Source organism: Aggregatibacter actinomycetemcomitans, from assembly GCF_023518055.1.
GTDB lineage: Bacteria > Pseudomonadota > Gammaproteobacteria > Enterobacterales > Pasteurellaceae > Aggregatibacter > Aggregatibacter actinomycetemcomitans.
Genome location: NZ_CP085096.1, coordinates 680,315 through 704,329 on the forward strand (window position 1 = coordinate 680,315; position 24,015 = coordinate 704,329).

Annotated in this window: 24 protein-coding genes, 1 tRNA gene, 2 rRNA genes and 4 pseudogenes; 26 read left to right on the forward strand and 5 right to left on the reverse strand. The window is 43.2% G+C overall.

Annotated elements, in window-relative coordinates:
• Positions 1-6: 6 nt before the first annotated feature.
• The 20 genes and pseudogenes from pyrG to tnpA (LIN98_RS03595) all read left to right on the forward strand — a co-directional run bounded on the left by pyrG (position 7) and on the right by tnpA (LIN98_RS03595) (position 11,901).
• On the forward strand, positions 7-1,641 hold the full coding sequence (gene pyrG / locus LIN98_RS03500) for a glutamine hydrolyzing CTP synthase (RefSeq protein ID WP_005568681.1): 1,635 nt from the start codon (positions 7-9) through the stop codon (positions 1,639-1,641).
• 240 nt (positions 1,642-1,881) lie between these two features.
• A pseudogene (tnpA, locus tag LIN98_RS03505) lies at positions 1,882-2,334 on the forward strand (IS200/IS605-like element ISAac1 family transposase).
• 321 nt (positions 2,335-2,655) lie between these two features.
• Positions 2,656-3,027, forward strand: coding sequence for a 50S ribosomal protein L14 (rplN, locus tag LIN98_RS03510; protein ID WP_005548786.1), 372 nt, complete (start codon positions 2,656-2,658; stop codon positions 3,025-3,027).
• 10 nt (positions 3,028-3,037) lie between these two features.
• Complete coding sequence (gene rplX / locus LIN98_RS03515) at positions 3,038-3,349, forward strand: 50S ribosomal protein L24 (protein ID WP_005569565.1); 312 nt, start codon at positions 3,038-3,040, stop codon at positions 3,347-3,349.
• Positions 3,350-3,366: 17 nt separating this feature from the next.
• Positions 3,367-3,906 (forward strand): 50S ribosomal protein L5, encoded by a 540-nt coding sequence (gene rplE / locus LIN98_RS03520; RefSeq protein ID WP_005548784.1) that lies wholly within the window; start codon positions 3,367-3,369, stop codon positions 3,904-3,906.
• Between the two features lie 12 nt (positions 3,907-3,918).
• Positions 3,919-4,224 carry a 30S ribosomal protein S14 gene (rpsN, locus tag LIN98_RS03525; protein ID WP_005548782.1) on the forward strand — a complete coding sequence of 102 codons (306 nt, stop codon included), beginning with the start codon at positions 3,919-3,921 and terminating at the stop codon, positions 4,222-4,224.
• Between the two features lie 36 nt (positions 4,225-4,260).
• Positions 4,261-4,653 carry a 30S ribosomal protein S8 gene (gene rpsH / locus LIN98_RS03530; protein ID WP_005568950.1) on the forward strand — a complete coding sequence of 131 codons (393 nt, stop codon included), beginning with the start codon at positions 4,261-4,263 and terminating at the stop codon, positions 4,651-4,653.
• Between the two features lie 15 nt (positions 4,654-4,668).
• Positions 4,669-5,202: a 50S ribosomal protein L6 gene (gene rplF, locus LIN98_RS03535; protein ID WP_005548778.1), complete on the forward strand. Its 534-nt coding sequence runs from the start codon at positions 4,669-4,671 to the stop codon at positions 5,200-5,202.
• Between the two features lie 13 nt (positions 5,203-5,215).
• Positions 5,216-5,569: a 50S ribosomal protein L18 gene (rplR, locus tag LIN98_RS03540; protein WP_005548777.1), complete on the forward strand. Its 354-nt coding sequence runs from the start codon at positions 5,216-5,218 to the stop codon at positions 5,567-5,569.
• A 15-nt stretch (positions 5,570-5,584) separates the two neighbouring features.
• Positions 5,585-6,085, forward strand: a complete 501-nt coding sequence (rpsE, locus tag LIN98_RS03545) for a 30S ribosomal protein S5 (protein ID WP_005548776.1) — start codon at positions 5,585-5,587, stop codon at positions 6,083-6,085.
• Between the two features lie 6 nt (positions 6,086-6,091).
• Positions 6,092-6,271 (forward strand): 50S ribosomal protein L30, encoded by a 180-nt coding sequence (gene rpmD / locus LIN98_RS03550; protein ID WP_005548774.1) that lies wholly within the window; start codon positions 6,092-6,094, stop codon positions 6,269-6,271.
• A 3-nt stretch (positions 6,272-6,274) separates the two neighbouring features.
• The gene (rplO, locus tag LIN98_RS03555; protein ID WP_005548772.1) at positions 6,275-6,709 is read left to right on the forward strand and encodes a 50S ribosomal protein L15; all 435 of its coding nucleotides are present in this window, start codon (positions 6,275-6,277) and stop codon (positions 6,707-6,709) included.
• A 3-nt stretch (positions 6,710-6,712) separates the two neighbouring features.
• Positions 6,713-8,038, forward strand: a complete 1,326-nt coding sequence (gene secY, locus LIN98_RS03560; protein WP_014167558.1) for a preprotein translocase subunit SecY — start codon at positions 6,713-6,715, stop codon at positions 8,036-8,038.
• A 25-nt stretch (positions 8,039-8,063) separates the two neighbouring features.
• A complete protein-coding gene (gene rpmJ / locus LIN98_RS03565) occupies positions 8,064-8,177 on the forward strand; it encodes a 50S ribosomal protein L36 (protein WP_005548767.1) in 114 nt (37 codons plus the stop codon).
• Between the two features lie 141 nt (positions 8,178-8,318).
• Positions 8,319-8,675 (forward strand): 30S ribosomal protein S13, encoded by a 357-nt coding sequence (gene rpsM / locus LIN98_RS03570; protein WP_005548758.1) that lies wholly within the window; start codon positions 8,319-8,321, stop codon positions 8,673-8,675.
• A gap of 15 nt (positions 8,676-8,690) precedes the next feature.
• Positions 8,691-9,080 (forward strand): 30S ribosomal protein S11, encoded by a 390-nt coding sequence (gene rpsK, locus LIN98_RS03575; RefSeq protein ID WP_005543603.1) that lies wholly within the window; start codon positions 8,691-8,693, stop codon positions 9,078-9,080.
• A 29-nt stretch (positions 9,081-9,109) separates the two neighbouring features.
• Entirely contained in the window at positions 9,110-9,730 is a 621-nt protein-coding gene (rpsD, locus tag LIN98_RS03580; protein WP_005548754.1) for a 30S ribosomal protein S4, read from the forward strand.
• Positions 9,731-9,758: 28 nt separating this feature from the next.
• On the forward strand, positions 9,759-10,748 hold the full coding sequence (locus LIN98_RS03585) for a DNA-directed RNA polymerase subunit alpha (RefSeq protein WP_005568953.1): 990 nt from the start codon (positions 9,759-9,761) through the stop codon (positions 10,746-10,748).
• Between the two features lie 41 nt (positions 10,749-10,789).
• Positions 10,790-11,179 (forward strand): 50S ribosomal protein L17, encoded by a 390-nt coding sequence (gene rplQ / locus LIN98_RS03590; protein WP_005548750.1) that lies wholly within the window; start codon positions 10,790-10,792, stop codon positions 11,177-11,179.
• Between the two features lie 200 nt (positions 11,180-11,379).
• A pseudogene (tnpA, locus tag LIN98_RS03595) lies at positions 11,380-11,901 on the forward strand (IS200/IS605 family transposase).
• 299 nt (positions 11,902-12,200) lie between these two features.
• On the opposite strand, the gene LIN98_RS03600 reads toward tnpA (LIN98_RS03595), so the two are convergent.
• The 5 genes and pseudogenes from LIN98_RS03600 to tusA all read right to left on the reverse strand — a co-directional run bounded on the left by LIN98_RS03600 (position 12,201) and on the right by tusA (position 16,095).
• Positions 12,201-13,430, reverse strand: coding sequence for an aromatic amino acid transport family protein (locus LIN98_RS03600; protein ID WP_005545497.1), 1,230 nt, complete (start codon positions 13,428-13,430; stop codon positions 12,201-12,203).
• Positions 13,431-13,559: 129 nt separating this feature from the next.
• Positions 13,560-14,243 carry a metallophosphoesterase family protein gene (locus tag LIN98_RS03605; RefSeq protein ID WP_005545496.1) on the reverse strand — a complete coding sequence of 228 codons (684 nt, stop codon included), beginning with the start codon at positions 14,241-14,243 and terminating at the stop codon, positions 13,560-13,562.
• A 15-nt stretch (positions 14,244-14,258) separates the two neighbouring features.
• Positions 14,259-15,530: a multifunctional transcriptional regulator/nicotinamide-nucleotide adenylyltransferase/ribosylnicotinamide kinase NadR gene (nadR, locus tag LIN98_RS03610; protein WP_005545495.1), complete on the reverse strand. Its 1,272-nt coding sequence runs from the start codon at positions 15,528-15,530 to the stop codon at positions 14,259-14,261.
• Between the two features lie 50 nt (positions 15,531-15,580).
• A pseudogene (locus LIN98_RS03615) lies at positions 15,581-15,831 on the reverse strand (accessory factor UbiK family protein).
• Between the two features lie 18 nt (positions 15,832-15,849).
• Entirely contained in the window at positions 15,850-16,095 is a 246-nt protein-coding gene (gene tusA / locus LIN98_RS03620; RefSeq protein WP_005575711.1) for a sulfurtransferase TusA, read from the reverse strand.
• Between the two features lie 87 nt (positions 16,096-16,182).
• On the opposite strand from tusA, the pseudogene LIN98_RS03625 reads away from it, so the two are divergent.
• The 6 genes and pseudogenes from LIN98_RS03625 to LIN98_RS03650 all read left to right on the forward strand — a co-directional run bounded on the left by LIN98_RS03625 (position 16,183) and on the right by LIN98_RS03650 (position 23,975).
• Positions 16,183-16,702: pseudogene (locus LIN98_RS03625) on the forward strand (YigZ family protein).
• A gap of 18 nt (positions 16,703-16,720) precedes the next feature.
• Complete coding sequence (locus LIN98_RS03630; RefSeq protein ID WP_005586977.1) at positions 16,721-18,184, forward strand: TrkH family potassium uptake protein; 1,464 nt, start codon at positions 16,721-16,723, stop codon at positions 18,182-18,184.
• Complete coding sequence (hemG, locus tag LIN98_RS03635; RefSeq protein ID WP_148326270.1) at positions 18,184-18,696, forward strand: menaquinone-dependent protoporphyrinogen IX dehydrogenase; 513 nt, start codon at positions 18,184-18,186, stop codon at positions 18,694-18,696. The genes LIN98_RS03630 and hemG overlap by 1 nt, the downstream gene beginning before the upstream one ends.
• A 335-nt stretch (positions 18,697-19,031) precedes the next feature.
• Positions 19,032-20,571, forward strand: a 16S ribosomal RNA gene (locus tag LIN98_RS03640).
• 99 nt (positions 20,572-20,670) lie between these two features.
• A tRNA-Glu gene (locus tag LIN98_RS03645) sits at positions 20,671-20,746 on the forward strand.
• A 206-nt stretch (positions 20,747-20,952) separates the two neighbouring features.
• Positions 20,953-23,975 (forward strand): 23S ribosomal RNA (locus LIN98_RS03650).
• The 16S and 23S rRNA genes sit together here with 1 tRNA gene alongside, the layout of an rRNA operon.
• Positions 23,976-24,015: the final 40 nt, after the last annotated feature.

Genomic DNA, 24,015 nt, shown 5'->3' on the forward strand with positions numbered 1-24,015 from the left:
TTTCTTATGGCTACCAATTATATTTTCGTCACAGGCGGCGTGGTTTCTTCGCTTGGTAAAGGCATCGCGGCGGCATCGCTTGCGGCAATCTTAGAAGCGCGTGGTTTGAACGTCACGATCATGAAACTCGACCCTTATATCAACGTTGATCCGGGTACCATGAGCCCGACTCAGCACGGTGAAGTGTTCGTTACCCAAGACGGCGCAGAAACGGACTTAGACTTAGGTCACTACGAGCGTTTTATTCGCACCAAAATGACCAAACGCAATAACTTCACCACCGGCAAAATCTATTCCGAAGTATTACGCAAAGAACGTCGCGGTGACTATTTGGGCGCCACCATTCAAGTGATTCCACACATTACCAACGAAATCAAAGCACGTGTTATTGACGGCGCGGCAGGGCATGACGTGGTAATTGTAGAAGTGGGTGGTACCGTAGGCGACATCGAATCGCTTCCGTTCCTTGAAGCCTTGCGTCAGCTTGCGGTGCAGGTTGGTCGCGAACGCACTATTTTCATGCATTTAACCTTAGTGCCGTACATTCCGACTGCCGGCGAACTAAAAACCAAACCGACCCAACATTCTGCGAAAGAATTATTGTCCATCGGCATTCAGCCGGACGTACTCATTTGCCGGTCTGACCGCATGATCCCGCCAAACGAACGCGCCAAAATCGCTTTATTCTGTAATGTGCCGGAACGCGCGGTGATTTCTCTGAAAGATGTGTCATCCATTTATCAAATTCCAGCATTGCTGAAATCTCAAGGGCTGGACGATTTCATTTGCGATCGTTTCCATTTAACCTGCCCGGAAGCGGATTTGTCCGAATGGGAGCAAGTGTTGTATCAACAAGCTAACCCGACGGGCGAAGTGATCATCGGCATGGTGGGAAAATACACCGAATTACCGGACGCTTACAAATCCGTGAACGAAGCCCTAAAACACGCAGGTTTAAAAAATCGCTTAACCGTAAACATTAAATATATCGACTCGCAGGACGTGGAAACCAAAGGCGTTGAAATCTTAAAAGGCTTGGACGGCATTTTAGTACCGGGCGGTTTCGGCTATCGTGGCGTGGAAGGCAAAATCCTCACCGCCAAATATGCACGCGAAAACAGCATTCCATATTTAGGCATTTGTTTGGGAATGCAAGTAGCGTTAATCGAATTCGCCCGCAACGTTGCCGGCATGAGCCACGCAAACTCCTCAGAATTCGACCGCACTTGTGAACAGCCAGTGGTAGGTTTAATCACCGAATGGCAAGACGCCGACGGCAACACCGAAGTGCGCAGCGACGAATCCGACTTAGGCGGCACTATGCGTCTTGGCGCACAAAAATGCCACTTGGCGGAAGGCAGCCTGGCACGCAAATTATATGGCACCGAAACCATCGAAGAACGCCACCGCCACCGTTACGAAGTAAACAACGTCCTGCTTCCGCAAATTGAAAAAGCGGGTTTGAAAGTCACCGGATTATCCGCCGATAAAAAATTGGTAGAAATCATTGAAGTGCCGAACCACCCTTGGTTTGTCGCCTGCCAATTCCATCCGGAGTTTACCTCCACCCCGCGCGACGGCCACCCGTTATTTGAAGGCTTTGTAAAAGCGGCAAAAGACAATCAGAAAAGATCCGACTAACGGATGCTGAAAACGAAACAAAAGTGCGGTCATTATAGAGGGTATTTTTCCATTTAGCGAATCATGCCAATAAAAACCCGAGACTGGCTCGGGTTTTTGTTTATAGCTAGACAACGTCTAGCTATAAAAACCGTACGCTATGCATATGGAATCAAAGAGCTTAAGCGGTCAACATAAAAAATCCTCACTATATAAGAATAAGGCTGACAACCCAAATTCAAGATATAGGAGGATAAGTCAATGGTAAGTAAAGCCAATGACGATTCAAGTCTATCACATACCAAATGGAACTGTAAGTATCACATCGTCTTCACCCCGAAATATAGAAGAAAAGCCATTTACGGAAGGCTTAGAACGGATATAGGTAGCATATTAAGGCAGTTATGCGACTATAAAAATGTGGAAATAATAGAAGCGCACGCAATGAAAGAGCATATTCATATGCTTCTAAAAATTCCGCCGAAATTATCGGTATCAAGTTTTATGGGGTATTTAAAGGGAAAATCATTTGAAAGGCACGCAAACCTAAAATACAACTATGGTAACCGACATTTTTGGTCGAAAGGCTATTATGTAAGCACGGTAGGGCTAAATACAAAGGTAGTGTAGGAGTATATAAGGAATCAGGAAAAGGAAGACATGATTCAGGATAATTTATCGAAGAAAGAATATGTGGACCCCTTTAAGGGGTAGGTCATAGAGTTATTTCACGGTTGTTGGTTTTCATATGCCCTTTGAAGGGCATGTGAAGTACTAGGTCCTTATAGAGTAGCCTAAAAACCGCACGTTTTACGTGCGGATTGTTATTTTTCTTGATTCACAGCTAAAAAACATCTGGAAATTCGACCGCACTTTTTGTTGTTTACGTCTCAAATTCATTCTTTTCATGAAAGCGTATAAGTTATTTAAAAGCTTATTGCTTTCGTTATGTTTTTTGTGCTAGAATCCGCACTCTATCCATTATGGGTAGGTTCGTCCCGCAAGGGTGGTTTTTTAATTTAACGGAGCACTAATATGATCCAAGAACAGACTATGCTGGATGTTGCTGATAACTCAGGGGCTCGTAGCGTAATGTGTATCAAGGTTCTAGGTGGATCGCACCGTCGTTATGCTGCTATTGGTGACATTATCAAAATTACTGTGAAAGAAGCAATTCCACGCGGTAAAGTAAAAAAAGGTGATGTGTTAAAAGCAGTTGTTGTGCGCACCAAGAAGGGTGTTCGTCGCCCAGATGGGTCAGTTATTCGTTTCGATGGTAATGCCTGTGTGATTTTAAATAATAACACCGAGCAACCAATCGGTACTCGTATTTTTGGACCGGTGACTCGTGAACTTCGTTCTGAGAAATTCATGAAGATCATTTCCTTAGCTCCAGAAGTACTGTAAGGAGAATGTAATGGCTGCAAAAATCCGTCAAAATGATGAAGTAATTGTGCTTACCGGCAAAAGCAAAGGTAAGCGCGGTAAGGTAACCAAAGTGTTATCTAACGGTAAAGTGATTGTTGAAGGCGTAAACATTATTACTAAACATGAGAAATCGGTACCTGCATTAGGTAAAGAGGGTGGTTTAGTGAAGAAAGAAGCTGCGATTGATGTATCAAATGTTGCTATTTTCAATCCAACAACAAATAAAGCTGACCGAGTAGGCTTTAGATTTGAAGACGGCAAAAAAGTACGTTTCTTCAAATCTAATAATGAAATTATTTAATAAACTGGAGTAATGCGATGGCGAAACTGCATGATTACTACAGAGATCAAGTAGTAAATGAATTGAAAACGAAATTCAACTACTCATCTGTCATGCAAGTCCCACGAATCGAAAAGATAACCCTAAATATGGGTGTGGGTGAAGCATTGACCGATAAAAAATTGCTAGATAATGCGGTGGCAGATCTGGCAGCAATTAGCGGTCAAAAACCTTTGATTACTAAAGCCCGTAAATCTGTTGCAGGCTTTAAAATCCGTCAGGGATATCCAATCGGTTGTAAAGTAACACTACGTGGTGAACGTATGTGGGAGTTCTTAGAACGTTTAATTACAATTGCTGTTCCACGTATTCGTGACTTCCGCGGTTTAAGCGCGAAATCATTTGATGGTCGTGGAAATTACAGTATGGGTGTGCGTGAGCAAATCATCTTCCCTGAAATCGACTACGATAAAGTAGATCGTGTACGTGGTTTAGATATTACTATTACCACCACAGCTAAGAATGATGAAGAAGGTCGAGCACTATTGGCTGCCTTTAATTTCCCATTCCGTAAGTAAGGCAGGTTACAAATGGCTAAACAATCAATGAAAGCACGCGACGTAAAACGCGTGAAATTGGCTGAAAAATTCTATGCTAAACGTGTAGAGTTGAAAAAAATTATTTCTGACATTAATGCCTCTGACGAAGATCGTTGGAATGCCGTGTTGAAGTTACAAACTTTACCTCGTGATTCTAGCCCTAGTCGTCAACGTAACCGTTGTCGTCAAACCGGACGTCCACATGGCGTTCTTCGTAAGTTTGGTTTAAGCCGTATTAAGGTTCGTGAAGCTGCTATGCGGGGAGAGATCCCAGGTCTTAAGAAAGCTAGTTGGTAATATGCCACTTTAATTTGGAATCGGAGTAAAAGCACAATGAGTATGCAAGATCCTATCGCAGATATGTTGACCCGCATTCGTAACGGTCAAGCTGCGAATAAAGTTGCGATCAGTATGCCTTCATCCAGGCTAAAAGTTGCAATTGCCAATGTATTAGCTAGCGAAGGTTATATCGAAAGCGTTAAAGTAGTTGAAGGTGTAAAACCTGAATTGGAAATTACGTTAAAATATTTCCAAGGTAAACCGGTTGTAGAAAGTATCCAGCGTGTAAGTCGCCCAGGTCTTCGTATTTATAAACGTAAAGACGAATTACCAAAAGTAATGGGTGGCTTAGGTATCGCTGTGGTATCTACATCTAAAGGTGTAATGACTGACCGTGCAGCTCGTCAAGCTGGTTTAGGCGGTGAGATCATTTGTTATGTAGCTTAATAGAGAGGTAGGAAAATGTCTCGTGTTGCAAAAGCACCTGTTAGTATTCCTGCCGGCGTTGAGGTAAAACTTAACGGACAGTTACTAACAATTAAAGGTAAAAATGGTGAGTTGTCACGCTCTATTCATCATTCAGTAGAAGTTAAGCATGAAAATAATGAATTAACATTCTCGCCACGTGAAGGTGTTGAAGGTGGTAACGCTCAATCCGGTACTGCCAGAGCATTAGTTAATTCCATGGTTATTGGTGTTACTGAAGGATTTACAAGAAAACTACAATTAGTAGGTGTAGGTTATAGAGCTCAAATTAAAGGAAATGCTGTTGCTTTAAGTCTTGGATTTTCTCACCCTGTTGAGCATGTTTTACCTGCGGGGATTACTGCTGAATGTCCTTCTCAAACTGAAATTGTTTTGAAAGGTTCAGATAAACAGTTAATCGGTCAAGTTGCCGCAGATATTCGTGCTTATCGTCGTCCTGAACCGTATAAAGGTAAAGGGGTACGTTACGCTGATGAAGTGGTGCGTATTAAAGAAGCTAAGAAGAAATAATTAAGGTAACACTATGGATAAGAAATCAGCTCGTATCCGTCGTGCGGCTCGTGCGCGTCATATGATGAGAGAGCAAGGTGTAACGCGTTTAGTTGTTCACCGTACTCCGCGTCATATTTACGCTCAAGTTATCGCACCAAACGGTTCAGAAGTGCTTGCCGCTGCTTCTACTGTTGAGAAGGCAATTATTGAGCAAGTAAAATATACCGGAAATAAAGATGCAGCAGCAGTTGTAGGCAAAATTGTTGCAGAAAGAGCATTAGCAAAAGGGGTCAAAGATATTGCTTTTGACCGTTCTGGTTTTAAATATCATGGCCGTATCCAATCTTTAGCGGATGCTGCTCGTGAAGCTGGTCTACAGTTCTAATTGAGGTAATTTGAGATGTCAAACATCGAAAAACAAGCTGGTGAACTGCAAGAGAAGCTAATTGCGGTAAACCGCGTATCTAAAACTGTAAAAGGTGGTCGTATCATGAGCTTTACTGCGTTAACCGTAGTAGGTGATGGTAATGGTCGCGTTGGTTTTGGATATGGCAAAGCGCGCGAAGTTCCTGCAGCTATTCAAAAAGCAATGGAGAAAGCGCGTCGTAATATGATCAATGTTGCTTTAAGTGAAGGTACATTGCAGCATCCTATTAAAGGTACCCACACCGGTTCTCGTGTATTTATGCAACCGGCAAGTGAGGGTACCGGTATCATTGCAGGTGGTGCGATGCGTGCTGTATTGGAAGTAGCTGGCGTACGTAACGTATTGTCAAAAGCTTATGGTTCAACTAATCCAATCAATGTTGTTCGTGCAACTATTGATGCTTTAGCAAATATGAAATCACCAGAAATGGTTGCTGCTAAACGTGGTAAATCAGTTGATGAAATTTTGGGGTAATTAATAATGGCTAAAACTATTAAAGTAACGCAAGTTCGTAGTTCTATTGCTCGTTTGCCGAAGCATAAAGCTACACTACGTGGTCTTGGTCTTCGCCATATGCATCATACTGTTGAGTTAATTGATACTCTGGTAGTACGAGGAATGATTAACCAGGTTTCATATATGGTTAAAGTGGAGGAGTAATAGATGCGCTTAAATACTCTATCTCCGGCTGAAGGTGCTAAGCATAGTGCTAAACTTCTTGGTCGTGGTATTGGTTCAGGTTTAGGTAAAACTGGTGGACGTGGTCATAAAGGTCAAAAATCTCGTACTGGTGGCGGTGTTCGTCGTGGGTTCGAAGGTGGTCAAATGCCTTTATATCGTCGTTTACCTAAATTTGGTTTTACTTCTATGAAATCTGCAGTAACAGCAGAAGTCCGTCTAGACGACCTGAATAAAATTGAAAATGGTATTGTGACTTTAGAAACATTAAAAGCTGCCAATATTTTAACTAAGGATATTCAGTTTGCTAAAGTAATTTTAGCGGGTGAAGTTAAAAATAAATTAGTTATTCGTGGGTTGCGTGTGACTAAAGGCGCCAAAGCAGCTATTGAAGCTGCTGGTGGTTCAATCGAGGAATAATTAATGGCTAAACAACCAGGCTATCAAACAAGAAGTACTCAAGGTGGTACAAGTGAGCTAAAGAGCAGATTGTTATTTGTTTTAGGTGCACTTATTGTTTTCCGAATTGGTTCATTCATTCCGGTTCCTGGTATAGACGCGGCTGTATTAGCTCAGTTGATTGAACAACAAAAAGGCACCATCATTGATATGTTTAATATGTTCTCTGGTGGTGCGTTGAGCCGGGCTTCAATTTTTGCGCTTGGTATTATGCCTTATATTTCGGCATCAATTATTATCCAATTGTTAGCTTCGGTTCATCCGGCACTTGCGGAATTAAGAAAAGAAGGTGAGTCAGGTCGTCGTAAGATTAGTAAATATACCCGTTATTCAACGGTTGTGCTTGCTACTCTACAGGCGGTAGGTATTTCAACTGGCTTGCCTAATATGTTACCTGGCTTGGTTCCTAATTTGGGATTCGGCTTTTACTTTACTGCCGTAATTAGTTTAGTTACAGGAACTATGTTCTTGATGTGGTTAGGTGAACAAATTACAGAGCGTGGTATTGGTAATGGTATTTCTTTGATTATTTTTGCGGGGATTGTGGCCGGCTTGCCTGCAGCTGTAGGTCAAACGATTGAGCAAGCTCGTCTTGGTCAAATGCATTTCCTTGTTCTTCTATTAATTGCTGTAATTGTTTTAGCAGTTACTTACTTTGTGGTCTTTGTAGAAAGAGGGCAGAGAAGAATAAAGGTTGAGTATGCTAAACGTCAACAAGGCAGACAAATCTTGGGTGGCCACTCTACTCACCTTCCACTGAAAGTGAATATGGCGGGGGTTATTCCAGCGATTTTTGCATCAAGTATAATTCTTTTCCCTGCGACATTAACCCAATGGGTAGGTCAGGGTTCTAGTCTAGAATGGTTAACTGATTTATCAATGTTATTACATCCTGGACAGCCTTTATACTTAGTCGTTTATGCTAGTGCCATCATCTTCTTTAGTTTTTTCTATACTGCTATGCAATATAATCCTAGAGATACAGCAGATAATTTGAAAAAATCAGGTGCATTTATACCTGGAATTAGACCAGGGGAACAAACATCTCGGTACATTGATAAGATTATGACCAGACTTACCCTTATTGGTGGTCTTTATGTTACATTTGTTTGTTTAGTTCCGTATATCATGACATCTGCTTGGAATGTACAGTTTTATTTCGGTGGTACATCTTTGCTAATTGTTGTGGTGGTAATTATGGATTTCATCGTTCAGATTCAGAGTCATTTGATGTCTACAAGATATGAGTCTGCGCTGAAAAAAGCAAACCTTAAAGGTTTTGGACAATAGTCCGATTATATAAAAGGGATAAGCAATGAAAGTTCGTGCTTCCGTTAAGAAATTATGTCGTAACTGTAAGATTGTTAAACGCGAAGGTGTTGTTCGTGTACTTTGTAGCGATCCTAAGCATAAACAACGTCAAGGTTAATTGATATTTTTCTTGCAAAGAACAGGTTGGGTAGATATACTGCCTAGCTCATTTATTTCCTTGACACTCTGTTTGAGTATCCTGAAAACGGGCTTTTCAAGATCAGAGTGTCAACTAATCAATAAACAATAGGAGTGCATAGTGGCCCGTATTGCAGGCATTAACATTCCTGATCATAAGCACGCTGTAATCGCTTTAACTGCAATTTACGGTATTGGTAAGACCCGCTCAAAAAGCATTTGTGCTGCAGCGGGTATTGCTGAAGATGTTAAGATCAGCGAATTGTCTGAAGAGCAGATTGACAAACTGCGTGACGAAGTTGGTAAATTTACCGTTGAAGGGGATTTACGTCGTGAAGTAACACTTAACATTAAACGCCTATTAGATTTAGGTTGTTATCGTGGTTTACGTCATCGTCGTAGTTTACCGGTACGTGGTCAACGTACTAAAACTAATGCGCGTACCCGTAAGGGTCCTCGTAAGCCGATCAAAAAATAGTCGGGGTAAATTAAGATGGCAAAAACACCAGTTCGTGCACGTAAACGTGTAAAAAAACAAGTTGTAGATGGCGTTGCACACATTCACGCATCTTTCAATAATACAATCGTTACTATAACTGACCGCCAAGGTAATGCATTAGCTTGGGCTACTGCTGGTGGTTCAGGTTTCCGTGGTTCTCGTAAATCTACCCCGTTCGCTGCACAGGTTGCGGCAGAACGTTGTGCTGAAATTGTAAAAGAATTCGGCTTAAAGAACTTGGAAGTTATGGTAAAAGGACCAGGTCCTGGTCGAGAGTCAACTATTCGTGCATTAAATGCGGCAGGTTTCCGCATTACGAATATTACTGATGTGACTCCGATTCCTCATAACGGTTGTCGTCCACCGAAAAAACGTCGTGTTTAATGGCGTTATAGGATAGTTGGAGAAAGAAAATGGCAAGATATTTGGGTCCTAAACTCAAGCTAAGCCGCCGTGAAGGCACTGATTTATTTCTTAAATCAGGTGTTCGTGCGATTGATTCAAAATGTAAAATTGATATCGCGCCTGGTCAACATGGTGCTCGTAAACCGCGTCTGTCTGACTATGGTAGTCAGTTGCGTGAGAAACAAAAAGTTCGCCGTATGTACGGTATTTTGGAACGCCAATTCCGTAATTACTACAAAGAAGCAAACCGCTTAAAGGGTAACACAGGTGAAAATCTATTAGTGTTGCTTGAAGGTCGATTGGATAATATAGTTTATCGTATGGGGTTCGCAGCCACTCGCGCAGAGGCTCGCCAATTGGTAAGTCATAAAGCGATTGTTGTTAATGGTCGTGTGGTAAACATTCCATCTTTCCAGGTTTCAGTTGATGATGTAGTTGCTGTTCGTGAAAAATCTAAGAAACAAGCACGTATTAAAGCATCATTGGAATTGGCAGAACAGAAAGAAAAACCGACATGGTTAGAAGTTGATGCTGCTAAAATGGAAGGTGTATTAAAACGTGTTCCTGAACGTTCTGATTTATCAGCAGACATTAACGAACATCTGATCGTTGAGCTTTATTCTAAATAATAGAGCTTAGAAGCAAAGAGAGGATAAAATGCAGGGTGCTGTTACAGAATTTTTAAAGCCGCGCTTAGTTGATATTGAACAAATTAGCTCCACTCAAGCTAAGGTTATCTTGGAGCCATTAGAGCGTGGTTTCGGTCATACTCTAGGAAATGCATTGCGTCGAATTCTTTTATCTTCAATGCCAGGTTGTGCTGTTACTGAAGTAGAGATTGATGGTGTATTGCATGAATATAGTAGTAAAGAGGGTGTACAAGAAGATATTCTGGAAGTACTTTTAAATCTAAAAGGTTTAGCTGTAAAAGTACAGAATAAGGATGATGTTCTTCTTACACTTAGCAAGTCTGGAATTGGCCCTGTTGTTGCTGCAGATATTACCCATGATGGTGATGTTGAAGTTATTAATCCGGAGCATGTAATCTGTCATCTAACCGATGAAAACGCCTCTATTAGTATGCGAATTCGTGTTCGGCGTGGTAGAGGATATGTGCCGGCATCAGTTCGTGCTCAAATTCAGGATGAAGAGCGCCCTATTGGTCGTTTATTAGTAGATGCCTGTTATAGCCCGATTGAGCGTATTGCTTACAATGTTGAAGCGGCACGTGTTGAACAACGTACCGATTTAGACAAATTGGTTATTGAGCTGGAGACAAATGGTACTATTGATCCGGAAGAAGCTATTCGTCGGGCAGCAACAATTTTAGCAGAGCAACTCGATGCATTCGTTGATTTACGTGATGTTCGTCAACCTGAAGTTAAGGAGGAGAAGCCGGAATTTGATCCAATCCTTCTTCGCCCTGTAGATGATTTAGAGTTGACAGTTCGTTCTGCTAACTGTTTGAAAGCAGAAACAATTCACTATATCGGTGATTTAGTTCAACGTACAGAAGTTGAGTTACTTAAAACTCCTAATTTAGGTAAGAAATCGCTTACTGAGATTAAGGATGTACTCGCTTCAAGAGGCTTATCACTAGGTATGCGCCTTGAGAATTGGCCACCAGCAAGTATTGCTGAAGACTAGTTTAGTCGTAGGTTAAAGATTTTTCTGAGAAGGATAAGGTTATGCGCCATCGTAAGAGTGGTCGTCAACTAAACCGTAATAGTAGTCATCGCCAAGCGATGTTCCGTAATATGGCAAGTTCTTTAATTGGTCACGAGATTATTAAAACAACTTTGCCTAAAGCAAAAGAATTACGTCGAGTAGTTGAGCCGTTAATTACTTTAGCAAAAGTAGATAGTGTGGCAAATCGCCGCCTAGCTTTTGCTCGTACACGCAACACAGAAACTGTTGCTAAATTATTTAATGAATTAGGTCCACGTTTTGCACAACGTGCTGGTGGCTACACCCGCATCCTTAAATGTGGTTTCCGTGCTGGCGATAATGCTCCAATGGCTTACATTGAGTTAGTAGATCGTCCAGAAGTTTCAAGTAAAGAAGCTACAGCGGAATAAAAACTAGTTAACTGTTAGAGTTAAAAAGGCTGAATAACATTTATTCAGCCTTTTTATTATAGCTAGACAACGTCTAGCTATAAACAAAACCGTACGCTATGCGTATGGAATCAAAGAACTTAAGCGGTCAACATAAAAAATCCTCACTATATAATGAATAAGGTTGACAACCAAAATTCAAGATATAGGAGGATAAGTCAATGGTAAGTAAAGCCAATGACGATTCAAGTCTATCACACACCAAATGGAACTGTAAGTACCACATTGTTTTCACCCTAAAATAGAGAAGAAAAGCTATTTATGGAAAGCTTAGAGCGGATATAGGTAGCATATTAAGGCAATTATGTGACTATAAAAATGTGGAAATAATAGAAGCACACGCAATGAAAGAGCATATTCATATGCTTCTAAAAATTCCGCCGAAATTATCGGTATCAAGTTTTATGGGGTATTTAAAGGGAAAATCATCGTTAATGATTTTTGAAAGGCACGCAAACCTAAAATACAACTATGGTAACCGACATTTTTGGTCGAAAGGCTATTATGTAAGCACGGTAGGGCTAAATACAAAGACAGTGGAGGAGTATATAAGGAATCAGGAAAAGGAAGACATGATTCAGGATAATTTATCGAAGAAAGGATATGTGGACCCCTTTCAAGGGGTAGGTCATAGAGTTATTTCACGGTTGTTGGTTTTCATATGCCCTTTGAAGGGCATGTGAAGTACTAGGTCTTTATAGAGTAGCCTAAAAACTGCACGTTTTACGTGCGGATTGTTATTTTATGATTTTTTTGTACAGGGTGTAATTTTACCTGAACTAACTGTTAGTTCGGCAGTAAGTAAACAAAGATTATTATAGTTTGTTTATGAGATTTAACTGTTTGTATTTGTTTACTTTCCTTATGATAAGATTGATATACGATATTTTTCACCTATTTAATTATAAAAAAATCTACACCTTGATTAGTTTTTCTATGTTCAACTTAGGTTCAGATTAAACTACAATCAGCTTTTCCGCTTCTAGCTAACAACCCTCGGCAAGATGCCGGCTTCGGTGAGGAATGGGATGATGATAATGATGATGCCGATAATTAATGTGACGACTAACATGAGGTTTCCGCCGGCAACGCGGTAAGGGAGATCTTGGTATTGCTTTCTTGTGCGCCATGCCAGACCAATAGGTAGGATTAAGCAATAAAAAGCACATAATAGTCCGGCGTAGCTGAGTGCAGAGAGGAACCCGTTTGGGTAGAACAAAGCGAAAATTAACGGCGGAGTGAATGTCGCGATGGTCAAACTTACACGGTTTGCCGGCATTTTAGTGCGTTTGAATAAATCGTTTAGCCCTTCAAATAAACCGAGTGCGACCCCTAAAAATGAGGTGATGAGCGCAAATGAGTAGAATATCGGTAAAACTTGGCTTAGCAAGGTAGTGTCTCGTAGAGTTTTAGTGGCGTTAATCAAGCCGCTTAATGTCGGATCATCTTTGAGTACGGCGACAAATTCATTTTGGCTTAATATGCCGTGCGTGGCGAGTTGCCACAATAAATAGGCCATGAGTGGAATAGCGGTGCCGATAATAATGGCGGAACGGAAACGTTTCACATCGCCTTCCAGGTAATTATTGATGCTGCCCATCACTACATGAAAGCCAAATGAGGTAAAGAAAATCGGGCCTGCGGAGAGAATGAGGGTATATTCCAAAGGCATCGCCGTTAAATTCTCGCCGATGACCTTCGGTAACATTATGGCAAGTACGAGAATAAAGGCGATGATTTTACCTGAAAATAATACACGTGTGATATTGTCTACGCCCTTGGTACCGATAACTACGAAAGCACCTAAAATAAAGGTGAAAATTAAAATAGAAATTTTTAATGTAATATCGGCGGAACCTAAGAAATCTTTCGGCAGGGCGTTTGCAAGTAAAGTACCACCACCGGCCATGTAGGCGGCTGATAATGCATATAACAAAATGAAAAGTGAGAGTGTTGAAATAATACGTCCGGGAATACCGAAATATTTTTCCGCCAAGGTTGCTACGCCATCATCTTTGCGTTTGGCAGTTTGATAAACTTCAACGAAAAGTAGTCCACTGTAAGCAAGGAGTAACCAAAGTCCGATGAGAAGTGCCGCGGTAAAGGCGAATCCCATGCCGGCGGAGGTTAACGGCATGGCGAGCATTCCGGCACCAATGGCGGTTCCGGCGATAATTAAGGCGCTGCCGAAGGTTTTATTTTTTAATAACATACATTAATCCTAAATAAAGTAGGCTGGTATTATCGCATAAAGTCGTCGGAGATTAAGTGCTAATGCGCCGATTTTGTTATAAAGTGCGGTCTTTTTTGAGAGCGTTTTTTAAATGGAAAGTGAATTTTATTATTCTCTGTTATCAACGCCGATATAAAGATAATTTCCCGCTTCATCACATAAGCTACGAAATCCCACGTTGATAATTTGGTAATTCTGTTGAGGTAAGGTGCGGTAATCAAAATTTTCGTGGTGATGTCCATGATAGATTTGTGTTACACCTAATTTTTTTGCCAGTTGATTGATCACATCAAAGCCGGAAGGGTGTGGTTTCGGCGCTTCATGGCAAATTAAAATATCGGCTTGTTGTTGCTCGAAAATTTCAATATCGGAAGGAAAGATCGACGTGCGGTGACGCAAAGGCACTCCGCCACGCCAGATTTTTTCCTGTGGGCAATATTGGCAATAGTGGATCGGATCAAAAAATAACGGCTTATTTGGCGGCATCCAGATTTGTCCGCGAAATACCCCGCCCAAACCGGCAATTCTTTTATTCTGAATTTGTTGCACGCGTCCATGTAAATTGCGCGTTTTCCATTCTGTCCCCCAAATGGACTCAAATGCTGCCACGGTTTTGCTGTCGTGATTGCCGTGAATAAACCAAATATCCGCGTATTGCGCCAATTTTTCTAAAGGTTCGGGATTGGTGAGTTGTAAATCGCCCAGGATGATGAGCGCCACATCCCGGCGTTCTTTCAGAAAAGGGTAAAGATGATCAAAACTCCCGTGCGGGTCGCCTGCAAATAAAAGCATAGTTACCGCCTGAAATTAAAAAATAGAATTGCCGTGATCGCTGCTTAATTCAGGCAGTTCTTCTTCATTGAGGATTTTTTCCACAATTTCTTTTACCCGATTATAGCGCTCCAAATAACTTGGCGATTCAATTTCAATGTATGGGACATTGTATTTATCTAACAATTTTTTGAGTAACTGTTGGAAACGTTGTCGCTGTTTTTGATTGCCCAGGCTACGCAAACCGTCATCAACCCATTGCGTGTTATTGTTTAACAAAATGGTGACATCAAAAGGATATTCTTTAATCATGGAATCCAAAAACGGGTGTGCTTTGCCTTCGTATTGAATACAAAATGCCTGTGTGGTGATGAAATCCGTATCAATAATGGCGACTTTGTGGGCGTGTCGCACAGCATAATCGATGTAACGTTGATGTCCTAACGCCATTTGAGGATAATCGGAATATTGCATGGCCTGTTCGTCACCGCCCAGTTTTTCAAATACGAATTCGCGCCCGTATTCCCAAGCGGAAGTGGTGTTGAAGACCGTTGCCAATTTGTTCACCAATACGGTTTTACCGCTGCTCTCACCACCTAAGATGGCAATGGTTTTTGCGAAAAACGGACGTACTTCTTTTGGGATAAACTTCCAATAATGGAATGGTTCGTTACGAATTTTTGTAGCGGACACATTAAAAAATACGCGTTCGGGATCGACTAAAGATACGTCCAAATTGAGATATTTTTCATAAGGAGCTTTGTCTTGAATTTCGCTACTGAAGACGATACTTGGCGTAAATCCTTTTTCTTTAAATAAGTCTTTAACCCGTTCAGCCCACGCTTGCCAGCCGTTCGGGTAATTTGGTAAGCCGTCCTCGATTAAGTGGTGGATAAAAATTTGATTTTTCTGATATTTAAAGATCTGTTGCATCCAACGCAAACGATCTTGTACGGTGGGCATACGCTTCATTTTACTGTCGTAAAACAGTTTTAAATCCCGTTCCGTATCGCTACAAACAATCACATGCACTTCATCCACTTTACTGAAGGCTTCATAGATCATATTAATATGCCCGGTGTGAACCGGATAAAATTTACCGAAAATCACACCGACTTTTTTATTATTCGGCGCATCAATTTGTAGCACACGATGTAGCGCAGTCAGTTTTGTCGCACTCGGGCTTTTAATTTTTCCGCTGACTAATTGATTGAAATAAGCACGGGTAATATTCGCTCTTTGGCAAACATCATTTACTTTGAGATTCAATTTTTTACGTTTTTCTTGTAAATATTGGAATGCTGACATACCTATTTCCTCATTTTAATCGACGCGTTAAGCAAAAGTGCGGTCGAAATTTATTTTGTTTTTGCCGCAGAGAGCTCTTCCACGCGTTTTTCAAGTTCACTTAATTTTTCACGGATACGTATTAACACTTGTGTTTGTAAATCAAATTCTTCGCGGGATGCAATGTCCGGTTTGGATAATTGGTTTGTAAAACCTGTTTAATTTTGGCTTCCACATCCAGCCCTAAGTCTTTAATGTCTTTAGGAAGGCTGTCTTGAATTTGTTGTATAACATGCTCTATTTTTTTGGATTTAGCATAGATGCTTCAATTTTTGTCTGTTTAAACTGATTTCCCTTTTTTAACCCAGTAACGATAGGGGATCTGAGTTGTTTCGCTATGTAGCAAAGTATGATCCATAAATTGGCAGAAACTCGGAATATCACGGGTAGTTGCGGGATCATCCGCCAGCATCAAAAGTACATCGCCTTCTTGTAAATGGCGAATTTGTTTGCGTATTAACATGACCGGTTCGGGACAACGCAGACCAACGGTATCAAGTGTTTGGGTGATTTTTATATTATCCATTTTTGTTATTTATTACGAAAAATTACGGGGTATAATACAATAAAATATGATACAAAATCAGCAAAATTCCTTAAATGCGTTAAACGTATGATTGAATATCAAATTCCTAAAAGTGCGGTGGATTTTAGCGAAGGAATTAAAAAGAACTATTTTGCTACGGTCGCCGGTCAACTCAACGATTCGCATCAATTCGGTTTTTCTGATGACGGCAAACCGAGCGGCACGGCGGGTAAGCCGATGTTAGCCGCGCTGCAAGGCAGTGGTGTGGGCGAAATCAGTGCCGTGGTGGTGCGCTATTATGGCGGTGTTTTGTTGGGTACAGGCGGATCGGTACGCGCTTATAGCGGTGGCGTTCAATAGGCGTTAAAATTACTGGAAACCAAAAGCAAAGTGGCGTATTTACATTACGCCGTGTGCTGTGATTACACCCAAATTAATGAGTTACAAACGCTGTGCGAACAATGTGCTATTTTGATCCAAGCACAGGGCTTTCAGGGTGGATATTACTTTGCGTTTGGCAATTCGACCTGATAAATTAGCGCGTTTCCAACAAGCATTGACGGAACGCTCTGCCGGGCAACTGGTTTTAAACGAAATTAAAAATTAATTATAGAGAGATTTTTTAGTGCATTTTTTATCCATCTTACGCATCGTCGGCATTTTAGTGATGTGCTTTTCCTGTACCATGCTGCTGCCGGCATTTGTTGCATTATTATATGGCGACGGTGGTGGTAAAGCTTTCAGCCAATCCTTTGTAATGAGCGCCATTGCCGGCGTAATCCTATGGTGGGCTTGTCATCACCATAAGGAAGAATTGCGCTCGCGAGAAGGATTTCTGATTGTTGTTGCCTTTTGGGTGGTTATGGGGAGCCTTGGGGCAATTCCTTTTATGTTATTTGAGGACCCCTATTTAACCGTTTCTTCCGCATTTTTTGAATCCTTCTCCGGTTTAACTACGACAGGCGCGACCACTATTGTCGGTTTAGACAACTTGCCAAAAGCGATTTTATTTTATCGCCAGTTATTGCAATGGCTCGGCGGCATGGGGATCATCGTGTTAGCAGTGGCGATCATCCCATTGTTTGGGATCGGTGGAATGTCGCTTTACCGAGCGGAAATTTCCGGTCCGTTAAAAGAGAATAAAATGCGCCCGCGTATCACCGAAACCGCTAAGACATTATGGATCATTTATGCTTCATTAACCCTGCTTTGCGCTTTTTCTTATTGGCTTGCGGGAATGTCGCCTTTTGATGCCATTAGCCATAGTTTTTCCACCGTGTCTATCGGCGGTTTTTCCACTCACGATAGAAGTATGGCGTATTTTGCCAGTTCGACGGTTAATATCATCACTATTGTCTTTTTATTGATTTCCGCCTGTAACTACGTGTTGCATTTCAATGCTTTTTCGCAATTAGGTAAACGAAATATTTTCCTTAGCTATTTTCGCGATCCGGAATTTCGCTTCTTTATGCTGATTCAGTTTTCTTTAGTATTGATTTGCTTTGCCATGTTATTGGCAAATCATCATTTTGATGAAACCTTCCAAAACCTTGAACAAGCGCTATTTCAATCAGTTTCCATTTCAACTACGGCGGGCTACACTACCTCCAGTTTTGAACAATGGCCACTATTCTTGCCGATCCTCCTGTTATTTGCTTCTTGTATAGGCGGCTGTGCAGGATCCACTGGTGGCGGTCTCAAAGTGGTGCGTGTTTTGGTGCTTTATTTACAGGCTAAACGTGAACTCAAACGGCTAATCCATCCCAATTTAGTGTACCCGATTAAATTAGGCAAAAGGGTGTTGGACGAACGGGTTATACAAAGTATTTGGGCTTTTTTTTCCGCCTATTTACTGGTTTTTGTAATTTGTCTGCTGGGGGTCATTAGTTGTGGCGTAGAAACTTTTGATGCCTTTAATGCCGTTATTGCCTGCTTAAATAATGTCGGACCGGCACTGGGGACGGTTAGCAGCAATTTTGTTGGCATCCCTGATAGCGCAAAATGGATCCTGACCTTAGCCATGGTTTGCGGTCGTTTGGAAATTTTCTCCTTATTGGTATTATTCACTCCTGCATTTTGGAAATCCTAATGAAAACACTTATTTTATATTCAACTCATGATGGACAGACCAAGAAAATAGCCGACTATATTGCCGAACTAATCACCACCAATGTGGAGGTGAAATCGATTAACGCAGAAGTGAATTTTGCCGATTACGAGCACATTATTATCGGAGCTTCGATCCGCTACGGACATTTCAATAAACAGCTTTATAAAACGCTGGAAAAACACACCGCACTTTTGAATCAAAAGACCACCGCCTTTTTTGGCGTGAACCTGACAGCGCGAAAAGCCGACAAGGCAACGCCTGAAACGAATGTTTATGTGCGTAAATTTTTGCAACGTATCACTTGGCAACCGACGATCTCCGCGGTGTTTGCCGGTGCATTGCTTTATCCGCGCTATGGTTTCTTCGATCGCATGATGATCCAACTTATTATGCGTATCACAGGCGGAGAAACGGATCTTACAAAAGAAATCGAATATACGGATTGGCAAAAAGTGCGGTCGTTTTCAGAAGCGTTTTTGCAGTTGAAATAAGTAAGTTGTATTTTTTCTAAGCTATCGACAAAAAATGTAAAAATCCGCTTGATCCTATCATAGAGATCCCTATAATACGCATCCGCACTGCAAGGGCAGTAACTAAAGGAAAATAAACAAAATATTTTCTTGACGGCAAATAAGATCTTCATCTATAATTTGCGGCCTTGCTTAATGCAAATGTTCTTTAACAATCAATCATACAAACTGTGTGGGCACTTATAGATTCGTTTTAAATGATTTTAAGATTGAACTTAATAGGTGCCGGAAGATTCGTTTATTTATATTATTTATAATAGATTAATTAAGTCAGCTATTGAGGGATTAAGCTTTTTGAATTGAAGAGTTTGATCATGGCTCAGATTGAACGCTGGCGGCAGGCTTAACACATGCAAGTCGGACGGTAGCAGGAGAAAGCTTGCTTTCTTGCTGACGAGTGGCGGACGGGTGAGTAATGCTTGGGAATCTGTCTTATGGAGGGGGATAACGACGGGAAACTGTCGCTAATACCGCGTAGAGTCGGGAGACGAAAGTGCGGGACTTTATGGCCGCATGCCATGAGATGAGCCCAAGTGTGATTAGGTAGTTGGTGGGGTAAAGGCCTACCAAGCCGACGATCGCTAGCTGGTCTGAGAGGATGGCCAGCCACACCGGGACTGAGACACGGCCCGGACTCCTACGGGAGGCAGCAGTGGGGAATATTGCGCAATGGGGGCAACCCTGACGCAGCCATGCCGCGTGAATGAAGAAGGCCTTCGGGTTGTAAAGTTCTTTCGGTATTGAGGAAGGTTGGTGTGTTAATAGCATGCCAAATTGACGTTAAATACAGAAGAAGCACCGGCTAACTCCGTGCCAGCAGCCGCGGTAATACGGGGGGTGCGAGCGTTAATCGGAATAACTGGGCGTAAAGGGCACGTAGGCGGACCTTTAAGTGAGGTGTGAAATCCCCGGGCTTAACCTGGGAATTGCATTTCATACTGGGGGTCTGGAGTACTTTAGGGAGGGGTAGAATTCCACGTGTAGCGGTGAAATGCGTAGAGATGTGGAGGAATACCGAAGGCGAAGGCAGCCCCTTGGGGATGTACTGACGCTGATGTGCGAAAGCGTGGGGAGCAAACAGGATTAGATACCCTGGTAGTCCACGCTGTAAACGGTGTCGATTTGGGGATTGGGGTTTAGCCCTGGTGCCCGAAGCTAACGTGATAAATCGACCGCCTGGGGAGTACGGCCGCAAGGTTAAAACTCAAATGAATTGACGGGGGCCCGCACAAGCGGTGGAGCATGTGGTTTAATTCGATGCAACGCGAAGAACCTTACCTACTCTTGACATCCGAAGAAGAACTCAGAGATGGGTTTGTGCCTTAGGGAGCTTTGAGACAGGTGCTGCATGGCTGTCGTCAGCTCGTGTTGTGAAATGTTGGGTTAAGTCCCGCAACGAGCGCAACCCTTATCCTTTGTTGCCAGCGACGTGGTCGGGAACTCAAAGGAGACTGCCGGTGATAAACCGGAGGAAGGTGGGGATGACGTCAAGTCATCATGGCCCTTACGAGTAGGGCTACACACGTGCTACAATGGCGTATACAGAGGGTAACCAACCAGCGATGGGGAGTGAATCTCAGAAAGTGCGTCTAAGTTCGGATTGGAGTCTGCAACTCGACTCCATGAAGTCGGAATCGCTAGTAATCGCGAATCAGAATGTTGCGGTGAATACGTTCCCGGGCCTTGTACACACCGCCCGTCACACCATGGGAGTGGGTTGTACCAGAAGTGGATAGCTGAACCGAGAGGGTGGCGTTTACCACGGTATGATTCATGACTGGGGTGAAGTCGTAACAAGGTAACCGTAGGGGAACCTGCGGTTGGATCACCTCCTTACATACGAACGACTTTAAGTGTTCACACAGTTTGTTTGATGATTGTAGGCAATGGAAGAACAAAGGAAAAAGTGAAGGAAAGATAGTATCTTTACATGTTGTCCCCATCGTCTAGAGGCCTAGGACATCGCTCTTTCACGGCGGTAACCGGGGTTCGAATCCCCGTGGGGACGCCATTTAAAGATGATTATCCGTCTTATCTGTTCTTTAAAAATCCGGAAACAAGCTGAAAACGAGACTTTCAAGGAAGTCTGAGCGAGTGATTGAGAAAAGGCGATTACTCGACTTTAATTTAAAACTGTTATTAATCGCAGCGCGGGTATGCCACTTATGGTGAATATACTAATATCCTATGAGAGGGCAAGAATACTTGAGGTTGTATGGTTAAGAGACAAAGCGTACAAGGTGGATGCCTTGGCAATCAGAGGCGAAGAAGGACGTGCTAATCTGCGAAAAGCTCGGATGAGTCGATAAGAGGCGTTTAATCCGAGATATCCGAATGGGGAAACCCAGTGGGTGAAGAACCCACTATCATTACCTGAATCCATAGGGTAATGAGGCGAACCGGGAGAACTGAAACATCTAAGTACCCCGAGGAAAAGAAATCAACCGAGATTTTGTGAGTAGCGGCGAGCGAAAGCGAAAGAGCCTGTTAGTGATAGCGACAGAGACAGAGGAATGTGCTGGGAAGCACAGCGAGACAGGGTGATAGCCCCGTACTCGAAGTCTGGGTCGTGGTACTAAGCTAACGAGAAGTAGGGCGGGACACGTGATATCCTGTTTGAAGAAGGGGGGCCCATCCTCCAAGGCTAAATACTCCTGATTGACCGATAGTGAAGCAGTACTGTGAAGGAAAGGCGAAAAGAACCGGGGTGACCGGAGTGAAATAGAACCTGAAACCTTGTACGTACAAGCAGTGGGAGCCCGAAAGGGTGACTGCGTACCTTTTGTATAATGGGTCAGCGAGTTATATTTTGTAGCGAGGTTAACCGGATAGGGGAGCCGAAGGGAAACCGAGTCTTAACTGGGCGCTTAGTTGCAAGGTATAGACCCGAAACCCGGTGATCTAGCCATGGGCAGGTTGAAGGTTGGGTAACACTAACTGGAGGACCGAACCGACTAATGTTGAAAAATTAGCGGATGACTTGTGGCTGGGGGTGAAAGGCCAATCAAACCGGGAGATAGCTGGTTCTCCCCGAAATCTATTTAGGTAGAGCCTTGAGCGGACACCTTTGGGGGTAGAGCACTGTTTCGGCTAGGGGGCCATCCCGGCTTACCAACCCGATGCAAACTACGAATACCGAAGAGTGATACTCAGGAGACACACGGCGGGTGCTAACGTCCGTCGTGGAGAGGGAAACAACCCAGACCGCCAGCTAAGGTCCCAAAGTACTAATTAAGTGGGAAACGAAGTGGGAAGGCTTAGACAGCTAGGATGTTGGCTTAGAAGCAGCCATCATTTAAAGAAAGCGTAATAGCTCACTAGTCGAGTCGGCCTGCGCGGAAGATATAACGGGGCTAAAATTAGTCACCGAAGCTGCGGCATCAGGCGTATCACTAATACGCCTTACGATTAACAACTTGCGAAACGAAGAGAAGCAAGTTGGTCAAGCGCCAAACACGTTGAGACGGAAGTCATGACGGGAAGTGCGGTTGGGAATTGAGGAATATTAGTGATACGCCTGTTGGGTAGGGGAGCGTTGTGTAAGCGGAAGAAGGTGTATTGAGAAGTATGCTGGACGTATCACAAGTGCGAATGCTGACATAAGTAACGATAAAACGGGTGAAAAACCCGTTCGCCGGAAGACCAAGGGTTCCTGTCCAACGTTAATCGGGGCAGGGTGAGTCGGCCCCTAAGGCGAGGCTGAAAAGCGTAGTCGATGGGAAACGGGTTAATATTCCCGTACTTGGTAAAGCTGCGATGTGGGGACGGAGCAGGTTAGGTTAGCGTACTGTTGGATATGTACGTTTAAGTTGGTAGGTGGGGAGCTTAGGCAAATCCGGGCTCCTGTTAACACTGAGAGATGATGACGAGACTCTACGGAGTTGAAGTAACCGATACCACACTTCCAGGAAAAGCCACTAAGCGAAAGGCTTTACTAAACCGTACTGAAAACCGACACAGGTGGTCAGGTAGAGAATACTCAGGCGCTTGAGAGAACTCGGGTGAAGGAACTAGGCAAAATAGCACCGTAACTTCGGGAGAAGGTGCGCCGGCGTAGATTGTAAGGGCTTGCCCCTGAAGGTTGAACCGGTCGAAGATACCAGCTGGCTGCAACTGTTTACTAAAAACACAGCACTCTGCAAACACGAAAGTGGAGGTATAGGGTGTGATGCCTGCCCGGTGCTGGAAGGTTAATTGATGGTGTAATCGAAAGAGAAGCTCCTGATCGAAGCCCCAGTAAACGGCGGCCGTAACTATAACGGTCCTAAGGTAGCGAAATTCCTTGTCGGGTAAGTTCCGACCTGCACGAATGGCATAATGATGGCCAGGCTGTCTCCACCCGAGACTCAGTGAAATTGAAATCGCCGTGAAGATGCGGTGTACCCGCGGCTAGACGGAAAGACCCCGTGAACCTTTACTATAGCTTGACACTGAACATTGAATTTTGATGTGTAGGATAGGTGGGAGACTATGAAGTAGTGACGCCAGTCATTATGGAGTCGACGTTGAAATACCACCCTTTAACGTTTGATGTTCTAACGAGACATCGATTACAGGTGTTCGGACAGTGTCTGGTGGGTAGTTTGACTGGGGCGGTCTCCTCCCAAAGCGTAACGGAGGAGCACGAAGGTTTGCTAATCACGGTCGGACATCGTGAGGTTAGTGCAATGGTATAAGCAAGCTTAACTGCGAGACGGACAGGTCGGGCAGGTACGAAAGTAGGTCATAGTGATCCGGTGGTTCTGCATGGAAGGGCCATCGCTCAACGGATAAAAGGTACTCCGGGGATAACAGGCTGATACCGCCCAAGAGTTCATATCGACGGCGGTGTTTGGCACCTCGATGTCGGCTCATCACATCCTGGGGCTGAAGTAGGTCCCAAGGGTATGGCTGTTCGCCATTTAAAGTGGTACGCGAGCTGGGTTTAGAACGTCGTGAGACAGTTCGGTCCCTATCTGCCGTGGGCGTAGGAGAATTGGTTGGGGCTGCTCCTAGTACGAGAGGACCGGAGTGGACGCACCGCTGGTGTTCCGGTTGTGTCGCCAGACGCATAGCCGGGTAGCTAAGTGCGGGAGAGATAAGTGCTGAAAGCATCTAAGCACGAAACTTGCCAAGAGATGAGTTCTCCCAGACTTTAGGTCTGTAAGGGTTGTTAAAGACTATGACGTAGATAGGCGTGGTGTGTAAGCGTAGTGATATGTTGAGCTAACACGTACTAATTGCCCGAGGGGCTTAGCCATACAACGCTCAAGTGTTTTTGCGGGGGGCAGGAGCGCAGGG

Coding starts and splice junctions, on each gene's coding strand:
- nadR (WP_005545495.1), bottom strand. CDS start 15,530: ATGTCAGCATTCCAATATTTACAAGAAAAACGTAAAAAATTGAATCTC.
- LIN98_RS03585 (WP_005568953.1), top strand. CDS start 9,759: ATGCAGGGTGCTGTTACAGAATTTTTAAAGCCGCGCTTAGTTGATATT.
- rplE (WP_005548784.1), top strand. CDS start 3,367: ATGGCGAAACTGCATGATTACTACAGAGATCAAGTAGTAAATGAATTG.
- tusA (WP_005575711.1), bottom strand. CDS start 16,095: ATGGATAATATAAAAATCACCCAAACACTTGATACCGTTGGTCTGCGT.
- secY (WP_014167558.1), top strand. CDS start 6,713: ATGGCTAAACAACCAGGCTATCAAACAAGAAGTACTCAAGGTGGTACA.
- rpsH (WP_005568950.1), top strand. CDS start 4,261: ATGAGTATGCAAGATCCTATCGCAGATATGTTGACCCGCATTCGTAAC.
- rplX (WP_005569565.1), top strand. CDS start 3,038: ATGGCTGCAAAAATCCGTCAAAATGATGAAGTAATTGTGCTTACCGGC.
- rpsN (WP_005548782.1), top strand. CDS start 3,919: ATGGCTAAACAATCAATGAAAGCACGCGACGTAAAACGCGTGAAATTG.
- LIN98_RS03600 (WP_005545497.1), bottom strand. CDS start 13,430: ATGTTATTAAAAAATAAAACCTTCGGCAGCGCCTTAATTATCGCCGGA.
- rpsK (WP_005543603.1), top strand. CDS start 8,691: ATGGCAAAAACACCAGTTCGTGCACGTAAACGTGTAAAAAAACAAGTT.
- pyrG (WP_005568681.1), top strand. CDS start 7: ATGGCTACCAATTATATTTTCGTCACAGGCGGCGTGGTTTCTTCGCTT.
- rpsD (WP_005548754.1), top strand. CDS start 9,110: ATGGCAAGATATTTGGGTCCTAAACTCAAGCTAAGCCGCCGTGAAGGC.
- rpmJ (WP_005548767.1), top strand. CDS start 8,064: ATGAAAGTTCGTGCTTCCGTTAAGAAATTATGTCGTAACTGTAAGATT.
- rplF (WP_005548778.1), top strand. CDS start 4,669: ATGTCTCGTGTTGCAAAAGCACCTGTTAGTATTCCTGCCGGCGTTGAG.
- LIN98_RS03605 (WP_005545496.1), bottom strand. CDS start 14,243: ATGCTTTTATTTGCAGGCGACCCGCACGGGAGTTTTGATCATCTTTAC.
- rplO (WP_005548772.1), top strand. CDS start 6,275: ATGCGCTTAAATACTCTATCTCCGGCTGAAGGTGCTAAGCATAGTGCT.
- rpmD (WP_005548774.1), top strand. CDS start 6,092: ATGGCTAAAACTATTAAAGTAACGCAAGTTCGTAGTTCTATTGCTCGT.
- rplQ (WP_005548750.1), top strand. CDS start 10,790: ATGCGCCATCGTAAGAGTGGTCGTCAACTAAACCGTAATAGTAGTCAT.
- rpsE (WP_005548776.1), top strand. CDS start 5,585: ATGTCAAACATCGAAAAACAAGCTGGTGAACTGCAAGAGAAGCTAATT.
- rplR (WP_005548777.1), top strand. CDS start 5,216: ATGGATAAGAAATCAGCTCGTATCCGTCGTGCGGCTCGTGCGCGTCAT.
- hemG (WP_148326270.1), top strand. CDS start 18,184: ATGAAAACACTTATTTTATATTCAACTCATGATGGACAGACCAAGAAA.
- rplN (WP_005548786.1), top strand. CDS start 2,656: ATGATCCAAGAACAGACTATGCTGGATGTTGCTGATAACTCAGGGGCT.